The sequence below is a fragment of the Succinivibrio dextrinosolvens DSM 3072 genome, assembly GCF_900167015.1.
Classification (GTDB): Bacteria; Pseudomonadota; Gammaproteobacteria; order Enterobacterales; family Succinivibrionaceae; genus Succinivibrio; species Succinivibrio dextrinosolvens.
In genome coordinates, this window is the sequence record NZ_FUXX01000062.1 from 1 (window position 1) to 11228 (window position 11228).

Below are 11228 nucleotides of genomic sequence, written 5' to 3' on the forward strand. Positions count from 1 at the left end.
GTCTTCTATAACAGCATCATTCTTTCTTTGGGTTGTATGTGCATATTTGCTTTTAGACAGCCAGCGGATGAACTCAACGCCTTTAAAGCCACAGTGCTGACAAATGACTCGTCTTACTTTTAGATGAACAATTACGTTTTTTCCAAGGATAGGTAGTTCGCTAATCTCTCTTGGATAATAATCATGGATGTTTGTCTGTCTGCATTTACACTGCTGACACATTCCAGGAGAAATTGCTTCTAAATATAGATGAAGGTCTGAACCGACTTCCTCAAGCTGAGAAATTTTGAAGCCAAAGAAAAATCTTTTTTCTAAATATTCTTGTATACTATCTATCATGAGCGGAGCTTATATTTTGTTTCTGGACAAAACAATTTTATAAAACTCCGCTCTTTTTATTTGCGCTCTACTTTATGTATTTAGAACATGACCCCGAAATTTTATTTAGAGCCTTTTTTTTTGGATAATTGCAAATTAAATGAAGCATGTGAAGCTTCGTCTTGAGTCCTTTTTGCTGGCTTCTTCTTCCATTTCTCTGATAAAACTTAGGTCTCCTCCAAAGTCCTGAGACTGACCTATGTCATGCAGACCTTTATTGGAATAGGTAATTCTTAATACCTGTTTGTTATCGTCAGTAAAATCAAAGTCTTTTACCTGAGTTAAATAAAAGCTTCTTAGTTCTTTAAATGTACGAATGTTTTCCGGAGTGGTTTCTTCATCTTCAACCTGTTTTAGGAATAATTCTTTTACACTCTGACCATCATTAGTAATAAAGTCATCCCCAACGTTCTTGCAGTCCTTTAGATTGATTCCTGTTTTTTCTTGTACCAGGTCATTGACGTAGCGTTTAAGTTGCCCGTCATGTGTAATTTGTGAATTTTTATAATCCTTGCCTGATAAATATATATGGTTATAAAGATTTCTTCCGTTTCGATCTACAAAATCCTTATTTTCATCACCATCGTTTAATGCTTGCTCAATTTTTTCTTTAAGGTCCTGATTATCACACTTCTCTACAGTAATTCTGTAGTTATCAGGATCAATAACAAAATCACAGGTAAAATCACTATCTAGCTCGATTCCATTTTCCTTTAGAATATTGTTAATCTGGTTATTCACCATCTTTCGGTTAAATGCGTTTTTCTCCGCATCATTAACCATTCCGTTTATCCTGTATTCATCTGTCTGGATATGAGTGTTCAGGTTATTGATTACGTTTATGGCGCTTGTATATTTATCCTGATTGTTTGCAACAATTGTATTTCCTGAGTTATTTAAGGCTTTTAGATTTGAGTTCTTGGCATCTGAGAATGCATTTTCAAGTGTTGAAATTGAAACGAATTCTCTGTTTGGCTGCAGACTGACATTGTATTTTCCTGATTTTGAATAGGTAAAGGCATTCTCTGATGGAGTCGAATGAATAAATTCATCATTTTTTGAAGTTAGTTCTTTTAATCTGCTAACAGTTTCACTGACTCTGGATAAAATACTGTTGTTATCAATGTTTTTACTTTTTCTGAGAATCAGCATTGATAAGTAGTTTTTTAGACTCAGTGATGATGATTTAATCATAGCCAAATTCCTCTCTCCTTATACCTTTATTAACGGCAGTAATCTGGCCTGGATTTAATCCTGACTCTGTAAAAAGGTTTGTGGGATATTTTTCGATTGAAAAGAAGCGTCTGTGCAGAGGTGTGATACCTTTGCTGAAAAACACTTAATATTTTGAAGAAGTGCCAGTAGTTTGCAATATAAACAATTAAACTGGCAAAGCTGTGACAATCATGTCTTTTACAGACTGAGTAGAGGAATTATTATCCTGATCAAGGTAATTTCCTTTTACCTTCTCTTTGAGTTCTCTTAGCTTGCTTACAAAAACAGAAAGCTGTTTCTCAAAGAGCTCATACTCACACTCATAGGTTACAAGCATATTCAGACAAAGATCTTTTGTTGAGGGACTTATACTTGTAAATACATCTCCCAAATGATTCTCCTCAAGCATTTCTAAAAGAACTTTCTTCTCGCAGTTTTCAGAAGAATAAATAGGGGCATAGATGTATAGAATATTATTTTTTATTTCAAAATTGACAGGATCTCTATCAAATACGAGACAGCAGGTATTCTGCGGACTCATCATGATAGAGACCTTTAGTCTTGAACCTAGAGTATCAATCAGTGTTACAAAATTATTTTCCGTATTAAACATAATCTTTATTCAGTTCTACCTTAACAGCACCGGTGTTGATCCCAACTGAGATCTGTTCTAAGGATATGTTGGACTTGCTGGTTACCATACCCTCAGGGAGCTGAATCCATCCAATAATTGCACCTGGATGAATCTTTGTAATGTTCACCTCACCACCGCATTCATCAAGATTCTTTATCTTATTCTTTAAAAGAATATCTCTCATTGAATAAGCATGTTCATTTTCACCAAGCTTTGATGTATCAATGATGTAGATTCGACCTTTTGGATTTGTCAGATAATTCTTGCTGTTCTGAATATTATCCGCTGTGGATACACCATTTGGTCCGGTCGCACCTTTTGTCTTACCAAGGCCCATAGCCTCTATTTTGTTGTCAGCAACGGAAAGATCGTTGCGAGAGGTAAAGCCTCCAGCCTGTCTGATTTCATCTGGAGAGCGGTTATCTGCTCTGAAAACCAGACCTTTAAACTCAAATACATCACGATTGATGTTATCGCTGTCCAAAGCTACGCCTGTCTTTGATGAGGTTCCTCTTGAAACATCATTTTTAAGCTGAAGTCTTACATAATCTGTAAGATCTGTTTCACTTCTGATAACAGGCATCTGGCCGATAGATATCTGATTTCTTTCTTTTACAGCCATATGAAGCAGCTGTAATATCTTCTCATATTCTTTCTGATTAAGCTTGCGCTGTTCTCGCAAATCCTCAGAATCTTTTTTAGCTCTCTCAATATTTGCTTTGATTTCTTCCAGGGCAACTTCTGCCTTTAGAGCTTCAAATGCGCTATTGGCGATACTTGCTGCCAAAGGGCTTAGCTCTGTAGACACAATCCTATCGATCTGCTTTCTAAGCTCAACAGGTGAGTCAGGAAGATCATTCTTCTGAGCTGGAGGAGGATTGTCGATCTTAACGTTCTTAAGGTTCTCAGGTACTTTATTGCCGTTAACTTTAATCTCATCATCCTGAGGTAACAGTGGACCTACGTTGATATTGTTAACATCAATCTTATCTGACATATTCTTTGTCCCCCAAATCAAAAAATGTGTTTTTACTTTTTTAAATTGTGAATATTCTTAAGTCTTATTCTTCTTGAAAATCTGTTTAAAGATGAATAATTGTAACTACATTTATAATTTTATAGTATTTATGGTGAGTGAAGAAGATAAAATGGCTGTTTTGTGACAGTGAGCATCAATTTTTATCAAAATATATTAAATCTCAAACTATCGTAGCTGCATTTTCGTTATTCTATGAATGTGAATAATGTATAGAGATAGTATCGTGAACAGAAAACTAGTAGTCTGTGCTTTTTTCCTGGCTTCTGTATTCAGCTTTGGCTGCAGGGATTATCAGAATGCAAAGAATAAAAGTGAACAGGAAATTGAGGTTAAGGTTGTACGCCTTGAAAAACAGGATGTGTCGCTGACTGCTCATTTAAACGGCAGTGTCAGGGCTTATGAAAGTGCAGACATACGTCCTCAGATAAGCGGTATTATTCGTGATCAGCTATTCTCTGGAGGCGAGACCGTAAATAAAGATCAGCCTCTATACCAGATCGATGACCGTCCATTTAAAAATCGTTATGACTACACTGAGGCAGAGTATCAGAAATACTGTGCCAAGTTCAATCTGGTTAAAATCAAGCTTGATAGATACAGAAATCTTCAGAAAACAAACTCTGTAAGTAATCAGGAGCTTGAAAACGTCAAATCTGAATATGCAGAGGCGTTAGCTCAGCAGAAAATCTCTCTTGCAAATTTCGAGGATGCCAAGCTCAATCTTGAGTACACCAGAGTTTTATCTCCAATTGACGGAATCGTCGGTAAATCCAATGTAACAAAAGGCGCACTGGTGACACAGAATCAGAGTGACCTTCTGACAACTGTAGTTGATATCTCAAAGGTTTATGTTGACCTGCAGCAGAGTGCGGATTCCTTTAGAAGATGGCAGCTCAGACTAAAAAACGGTGAACTCCACATGCCTAAAGATGGGTTTAAGGTAAAGGTTTCACTATCTGAAGACAATCATTTTGTAAAAGAAGGCTCTTTCAAGTTTCATGAGGTTGTTGTGGATGAAGACTCTGGCAATCTGACTTTAAGAGCAATCTTTGATAATGAGGATCATATTCTTCTTCCTGGTATGACAGTGAGCGCTGTCATTGACTATGGTGTTGCAAAAGATTCTCTGAGTATTCCTGAAAGTGCGATTATAAGAGAGCCTAAGGGAGAGACCTTTGTGTTTGTCGTAAAGGATGATATCGCATTACGTCAGAGAGTTGAGCTTGCAAGAGCTGTAAATGGCTATTATCTGGTTAAATCCGGACTTAATATAGGTGACATGGTAGTTGTCAGCGGAAAGAAACTGCTAAAAAATGGGATTAAAGTTAAAGTAAGTTCAGGAGAGTAGGGCATGCTGAGTCGCTTTTTTATCTACCGCCCTGTTCTTGCAACGGTTGTTGCCTTTATTACAATTCTTATGGGCTTTCTGTGTGTGCCTAATCTTGAGATTGCCCGTTTTCCTAATATTGCACCTCCATCTGTAAGACTGACTTTAAGGTACAACGGTGCATCTGCAATTACTATTGAAAATTCTGTAGTTCAGGTTGTAGAACAGCAGATGTCAGGCCTTGATGGTCTATTATATTTCTCCTCAAGATCGACTTCAGAGGGTGATGCAAACATCAGTTTCAGTTTTGATCCATCAATTGATCCGGATGTTGCGCAGATGCAGATTCAGAATCGTCTGCAGAATATAATGAGCAGGCTCCCTCAGGCCGTACAGGATAACGGTGTTTCCGTAAGAAAGGTCTCAGAGGATACTTTGCAGAGAATAGCCTTTTACTGTGTAGATGGTTCGATGTCTCAGGAAGACATCTCGGATTTCGTGGTTTCGGTACTTCAGGATCAGTTAAGCCGCATCAACGGAGTGGGCAGTGTTTCGGTATTCGGCTCTGCCTTTGCAGTTAGAATCTGGCTTAACCTTGATAAGCTTGCATCCTATAAGCTGAATCCTCAGGATGTTGTAAATGCGCTGAGTTCTCAGAACCGACAGATTTCATCCGGTCAGTTAGGTGCACTGCCAAATGATTATGATGAGCCTATTAACATAACTATCAAATCCCGTGAGATGCTAAGTTCAATTGAGGATTTTGAGAAGGTTGTTCTTAAATCATATGAGAACGGTGCTACCGTCTATCTTAAGGATGTTGCAAGAATTGAATTTGGTCGTGAAAGCTACACCTTTTCTGGAAACTATAACGGGTATCCTGTAACCGCAGTTTCAATCGATCTTACTGACGGAGCCAATGCAGTAGAAACTGCTCAGCGAATTGAGGATTTTCTTGAAAGCGTAAGGCATAATCTTCCAGAAGGTCTTCAGTATGCTATTCCTTATGATACGGTTCCATTTGTTACCGCTTCACTTCATGAAGTTTTAAAAACACTGTGTGAGGCTCTGCTTCTGGTTGCTCTGGTTATTCTGATGTTTTTAAGAGATATAAGAGCAACTCTTATAGTCTGTCTGACCATTCCTATTGTTATCAGCGCCACCTTTAGCGTGCTGTATCTTTTAGGTTATTCCATCAATACTCTGACCCTGTTTGGAATTGTACTTTCAATTGGTCTTCTGGTAGATGATGCCATTGTGGTTGTGGAAAATATCAACCGTCTGATGGTAGAACAGGACTTATCTCCAAAGGATGCTGCTCTAAAATCCATGTCAGAGATTTCATCTGCTCTGTTTGGTGTCGGACTTGTAATTGCTGCAGTTTTCATTCCTATGGGATTCTTCTCTGGTGCTACAGGAAAAATCTATCGACAGTTTTCTGTAAGTATTGTCAGTGCGATGCTGTTCTCCATTGCCGTAGCTGTGATTATTACACCTTCATGGTGTGCAAGGTATCTAAAAAAGCCTCTGCGTAGAGTAAATCTCATAGGCCACAGAAAATCCGATATCGGAGTAAGACTTTTAGAGCTTTCCCGTGAGAAGTTTCTTATCTATGTTGATTATCTTTTAAAGCATCTTAAGCTGTGCTTTATGGTATCGGTGGTTTTAGGTCTTATAAGCATTGGTCTTGCTAAGATAATTCCATCATCCTTCCTGCCAACAGAAGATCAGGGGATTCTCTTTGCAAACATTACCATGCCGGCCGGAGCCTCTCAAAAACAGACCAGAGAGGTTGCCAATGAGGTACAGTCATACTTTGAGGAAAACGAGAAGGACAATATTGAAGGCATTATGGCTTCACTTGGTTTCAGTGGCGGCGGTTCAAGAGGTCAGTCGGTGGCATCTGTTTATGTAAAACTCAAAAAATGGGATGACAGACCAGGGGATGAAAATACTGCCATGTCCATCAAGGACAGAGCCTATGCTCATTTTAAGAATCATGAATCAGCAAGAATAAATGTTGTACTTCCAAGTGGAGTCAGAGGCATGGGACCTTCTGCCGGTTTCAGTATCCAGATTCAGAACATAATGGGAATAGACAGAGATACCTTTGTCAAAGATATAAACGAAATTGTTACGACAGCCAATCAGAGTGGAGTTATAACCAATGTAAGATCAGATTCCATGCCTGATTCACCTCAGCTGATTATGAGTTTTAATGACAGCATGGCAATATCACATCATCTGTCTCCTGAGGTTATCAACAACAATGTTTCTGTCGCCTGGGCAGGAAAGTATGTAAATGATTTTCTGGATAGAGGAAGAATCAAAAGAGTCTATGTTCAGGCTGATGCAAAATATAGAACATCACTATCCGATTTATTTAAAATGAATCTTGTAAACTCTCAGGATCAGCTGGTTCCTCTTAACAGTGTTGCAAAGGCCAGATTTGATTACGGTCCTGTTCAGAGTCAGAGATTCAACGGCATTTCATCAATTCCTATCTCAGGAGATCCTGTTAAAGGAATTAGTTCTGGTCAGGCTATGGATGCTATAGCAAAAATAGTATCAGAGCATCCTAATAATTATGCCTATGCCTGGCAGGGGCAGTCATTTCAGGAAAAACTCTTAGGTGCTCAGTCAACCAAGCTTTTCTTCCTGTCTGCTTTAATTGTATTTCTGATTTTAGCTGCCCTGTATGAAAGCTGGACTATTCCTGTTTCAGTTATTTTTATTATTCCGTTCGGAATTTTAGGCGCACTGCTTTTTGTTTTCATAAGATCACTTGTAAATGATGTCTATCTGCAGATTGGTCTTCTGACATCAGGAGCACTGGCCTGCAAGAATGCCATCCTGCTCATAGAATATGCCCATAAATTTAATCTTCGTGGACTATCATTAATAAAGAGTGCGAAAAAAGCTGCATCAATACGTTTCAGACCTATTGTAATGACTTCAGTTGCATTTCTTTTAGGTGTTTTCCCGCTGATGTTTGCAACAGGTGCTGGTGCTGCAAGTCAGATTTCGATTGGAACCGCAATTGTTGGAGGCACACTTTTCGCAACATTTGTAGGAGTATCCTTTATCCCAGGATTTTTTGTTATGGTTTCATCTCTGTTTCTGATTAGAAAATGGAGATTAAGAAAACGTAAAAGCTGACAGATCAGAAAAATAAGATTAAAGAGTTTTGCTATGAATGGAATTGAAACAATTTTATCAAGAAAGAGCGTCAGAGAGTTTTCAGACAGAGAAATCTCAAAGGCAGATATTAAAACTATACTGACAGCTGGTATGAGTGGACCTACTGCAGTAAATATGAGACCTTTTGAGTTTATTGTTACTCAGAAAACTTCAATTCTAAAGAAAATTTCAGAAGCTAACGGTCCTTATTCAGCGCCACTTATGAAAGCTAAACTTGGAATTCTTGTCTGTGGTGATACAGATAAAGGTTATCTTGGAAAAGAAGGATACTGGCAAATTGACTGCGCTATTGCTGCTCAGAACATGATTCTGGCTGCAAATGCTCTTGGAATAGGAAGTGTCTGGCTGGGAACATATCCTGAAAAGGCAAAATATTCCGCTCTTCAGAAATTGTTTTCCTTAAAAAGTAATGTGATACCTTTTGCTACGCTGGCTTTTGGTTATCCTCTTGATAATACAAGTGAAATCAGAGACCTTTATGAGGTTGAGAAAGTTCATACAGATAAGTGGTAAAAAAAATTTACTTGTATAAATAAATTTACACTTCCATGTCTAATTTTTTCTGATATAATGTGCGCCATCGCAAAGCGATGAGGTATGTAAAAAAGGTAAATTAACAGTTAACCTGTTGAATTTACTAATAAATGCGATCTTTTGTTTATGTGATCTAATTAACAAAAGACAAATTACAGCTACTACAAATGTAGTAGCTGTTCTACACGGTTCACCTATGTTTGAAGGAAAACTACTAAAAGTACTAATAGCAATACTGTTTGCTGTTTTTTCATTAGGCACGTTAAGTGCTCATCCTGAGGATTCTGAGGAAACCTCAGCTGTAGTTGTTTTTTCTCCAAATTCCCATACAAAGTATGTTGGACATATGATTGCCAACATTAAAGAAGCTCCACTTATGGAGATTGTTCCAGAGGTTCCTTATACTGCAGATGATCTGAACTACAGACTTGAAAACTGCAGAGCAACAATGGAATCAACCGATCCTAAAATAAGACCTGAAATCGCAAATGATCTGAGAAATGTGCTTAAGTACGATGTGATTTATTTAGGTTCACCAGTCTGGTTTAGAAAACCTCCTAAGATTATTTTATCCTTCCTGGATAAGTATGATCTGAAGGGAAAGAAAATCTACCTGTTTGTTACCTCAGGCGGATCTCCTGTCTTTAATTATATTGATGAGTTAAAAACTCTTTATCCATCTCTTAATTTTGTTACTGGCCGTCGTTTCCGTCCTGATGAAATGCAGGAAAATGTTGAAGACTGGCTTTCATCTCTGTAGTATTTTTTTCTTGTATAATTTGCCTAATTTGGTCAGGTTCAATCACTTTTTCTAAATTTAGTGATTAAGATCTTATTTTGTCGCATTGTCTATTATATTTTTCTGTATTCATCTAATTTTCCCTATTTATAAACTGAAATATCTGTGAATTTATATAAAATTTTTCCCTGTCATGTATAAAACTCTTTATACAGATACAAAATAAAAATCTAAAAAAATATTTAAAAACATATTGGAGTTTACATAATGAAGATTAAATCAATGGCATTTGCCTTATGTGCATCTATGCTTGCATTATCAAGTTCTGTATATGCATCCAGACCTGCAGATTTTGGCAATAAATACCAGCTTGAAGAGATGGTTGTTCTAAGCCGTCATAACATTCGCTCTCCTCTTTCAGGAAACGGTTCTGCTTTAGGAAACGTTACTCCTCACAAATGGTTCAACTGGACTTCAGGTCCTAGCGAGTTATCTCTTCGCGGTGGCCAGCTTGAAACCATGATGGGCCAGTATTTCTGCAAGAGACTGGTTTCAGATGGTCTTATGACAGAGAACTACATTCCAGCTGAAGGTGAAATGCGCTTCTACGCAAACTCAATGCAGCGTACTATTGCAACAGCCCAGTATTTCTCATCTGGTATGCTTCCAGTTGCAAATGTAACAATTGAGCATAAGTTTGCTCCATCAAAGATGGATCCTGTATTTAATCCTCAGCTTACCTTCATTTCAAATGAATTCATGTATCAGGCAATGAAGGAAATCGGTTCAATGGGTGGAGATGCCGGTCTGCAGGGTATCGGCAAGAATATGACTGCTCAGTATAGAACCATTGAAAAGGCATTAGATCTGAAAGATTCTCCTAATTCAAAGACAATGATCTTCAGATTATCCTAGAGCAGAATAAGGAACCTGCTATGAAAGGTTCTTTAAAGCTGGCAAATTCAGCTTCCGATGCATTCATTCTTCAGTACTATGAGGAAAAGGATCCCGTTAAGGCTGGCTTTGGACACAAGTTAACACAGAAAGAATGGGAACTGATTGCTTCAATTAAGGACATTTACGGTGATGTTCTATTCACTGCTCCTTCAGTTGCAGTCAATGTAGCTCATCCTTTACTGAAGTTAATGAGTGAAGAACTAGCTTTAAATACACGTAAATTCACTTTCCTATGCGGTCATGACTCCAACATTGCCAGTGTCCTTGCTGCTCTAGAGGTTGAGGAATACTCTCTTCCAAACAGCATTGAGAAGAAGACTCCAATCGGCTCAAAGCTAGTTCTAGAGAAATTCAAAGGCACCGATGGAAAAGAATATGTTGGTCTAAGCATTGTTTATCAGAACACTGCTCAGTTACGTGATCGTACCGCTTTAACTTTAGAAACTCCTCCAGAGTGCTTCCCAATCAAACTAAAAGGCTTAAAGGCTAACAGCGATGGTCTATACCTTTTAGAGGATGTTCAGAGCAGATTTAAGAAAGCTATCGATGCTTATGATGATCTGCCAAAAGATCAGGAAGTTAAGAAGGCAGCTTAATAACTAAGTTAAATCTTCTCCTCATTTGTTAAGAGATTTTCTGAATATAAAAAGAAAATCTCTTTTTTTATTTTTAAATCAAAAAGAAATAAAAATAATTCTTACGATTTTGATTCTCTAAGAGAATGCTAAAAATTAACATGTAAAATAAAATATACTATTTGAAATCTAAGAATCGCATACACAAGCGAATTTTAAAAAATGTGACAAAGTTATAATAAAAAATGTTTGACACTAAAAAAAAAGAGTCTATAATTCTTTCCCGTTGTCACGCAAGAGACAACGAAATAAAACCAAGCGTTTTATAAAAGTTCTTTAAAAACAAGTACGGACAATCTGTGTGGGCCCTCGGAAGAGGGAAACAAAAAGATAGAGAAAGCTAAGGCTGAGGGACTATCAAAAAATTTAAATCAAAATCTTTTTTATCGAAGAGTTTGATCATGGCTCAGATTGAACGCTGGCGGCAGGCCTAATACATGCAAGTCGAACGGTAACATAGGAAAAGCTTGCTTTTCCTGATGACGAGTGGCGGACGGGTGAGTAAAGTTTGGGAAGCTACCTGATAGAGGGGGACAACAGTTGGAAACGACTGCTAATACCGCATACAG

At 37.7% G+C, this 11228-nt stretch carries 10 protein-coding genes and 1 rRNA gene; 7 read left to right on the forward strand and 4 right to left on the reverse strand.

Going from position 1 to position 11228, the window contains the following annotated elements; translation table 11 throughout:
• From B5D46_RS11205 to B5D46_RS11220, 4 genes are all read right to left on the reverse strand, one after another.
• Positions 1-339, reverse strand: a 339-nt coding sequence (locus B5D46_RS11205; RefSeq protein WP_143675675.1) for a transposase family protein, incomplete at its 3' end; no start/stop codon positions are given.
• 135 nt (positions 340-474) lie between these two features.
• The gene (locus B5D46_RS11210) at positions 475-1572 is read right to left on the reverse strand and encodes a DUF4885 family protein (RefSeq protein ID WP_078929528.1); all 1098 of its coding nucleotides are present in this window, start codon (positions 1570-1572) and stop codon (positions 475-477) included.
• A 187-nt stretch (positions 1573-1759) separates the two neighbouring features.
• Complete coding sequence (locus B5D46_RS11215; protein ID WP_078929529.1) at positions 1760-2206, reverse strand: CesT family type III secretion system chaperone; 447 nt, start codon at positions 2204-2206, stop codon at positions 1760-1762.
• Positions 2199-3224: a hypothetical protein gene (locus tag B5D46_RS11220; protein WP_078929530.1), complete on the reverse strand. Its 1026-nt coding sequence runs from the start codon at positions 3222-3224 to the stop codon at positions 2199-2201. Before B5D46_RS11220 ends, B5D46_RS11215 begins: the two co-directional genes overlap by 8 nt.
• 265 nt (positions 3225-3489) lie before the next feature.
• On the opposite strand from B5D46_RS11220, the gene B5D46_RS11225 reads away from it, so the two are divergent.
• The 7 genes from B5D46_RS11225 to B5D46_RS11250 form a co-directional block, all read left to right on the forward strand.
• Entirely contained in the window at positions 3490-4614 is a 1125-nt protein-coding gene (locus B5D46_RS11225; RefSeq protein WP_159443108.1) for an efflux RND transporter periplasmic adaptor subunit, read from the forward strand.
• A 3-nt stretch (positions 4615-4617) separates the two neighbouring features.
• Positions 4618-7752, forward strand: a complete 3135-nt coding sequence (locus tag B5D46_RS11230; protein ID WP_078929532.1) for an efflux RND transporter permease subunit — start codon at positions 4618-4620, stop codon at positions 7750-7752.
• A gap of 33 nt (positions 7753-7785) precedes the next feature.
• On the forward strand, positions 7786-8307 hold the full coding sequence (locus B5D46_RS11235) for a nitroreductase family protein (protein ID WP_078929533.1): 522 nt from the start codon (positions 7786-7788) through the stop codon (positions 8305-8307).
• A gap of 217 nt (positions 8308-8524) precedes the next feature.
• On the forward strand, positions 8525-9088 hold the full coding sequence (locus B5D46_RS11240) for a flavodoxin (RefSeq protein ID WP_078929534.1): 564 nt from the start codon (positions 8525-8527) through the stop codon (positions 9086-9088).
• A gap of 246 nt (positions 9089-9334) precedes the next feature.
• Complete coding sequence (locus B5D46_RS12305) at positions 9335-9982, forward strand: histidine-type phosphatase (RefSeq protein WP_200805063.1); 648 nt, start codon at positions 9335-9337, stop codon at positions 9980-9982.
• 20 nt (positions 9983-10002) lie between these two features.
• Positions 10003-10620: a histidine-type phosphatase gene (locus B5D46_RS12310; protein WP_200805064.1), complete on the forward strand. Its 618-nt coding sequence runs from the start codon at positions 10003-10005 to the stop codon at positions 10618-10620.
• Between the two features lie 422 nt (positions 10621-11042).
• Positions 11043-11228, forward strand: a 16S ribosomal RNA gene (locus B5D46_RS11250); the annotation flags it as partial.

Coding starts and splice junctions, on each gene's coding strand:
- B5D46_RS11210 (WP_078929528.1), bottom strand. CDS start 1,572: ATGATTAAATCATCATCACTGAGTCTAAAAAACTACTTATCAATGCTG.
- B5D46_RS11215 (WP_078929529.1), bottom strand. CDS start 2,206: ATGTTTAATACGGAAAATAATTTTGTAACACTGATTGATACTCTAGGT.
- B5D46_RS11220 (WP_078929530.1), bottom strand. CDS start 3,224: ATGTCAGATAAGATTGATGTTAACAATATCAACGTAGGTCCACTGTTA.
- B5D46_RS11230 (WP_078929532.1), top strand. CDS start 4,618: ATGCTGAGTCGCTTTTTTATCTACCGCCCTGTTCTTGCAACGGTTGTT.
- B5D46_RS11235 (WP_078929533.1), top strand. CDS start 7,786: ATGAATGGAATTGAAACAATTTTATCAAGAAAGAGCGTCAGAGAGTTT.
- B5D46_RS11240 (WP_078929534.1), top strand. CDS start 8,525: ATGTTTGAAGGAAAACTACTAAAAGTACTAATAGCAATACTGTTTGCT.
- B5D46_RS12305 (WP_200805063.1), top strand. CDS start 9,335: ATGAAGATTAAATCAATGGCATTTGCCTTATGTGCATCTATGCTTGCA.
- B5D46_RS12310 (WP_200805064.1), top strand. CDS start 10,003: ATGAAAGGTTCTTTAAAGCTGGCAAATTCAGCTTCCGATGCATTCATT.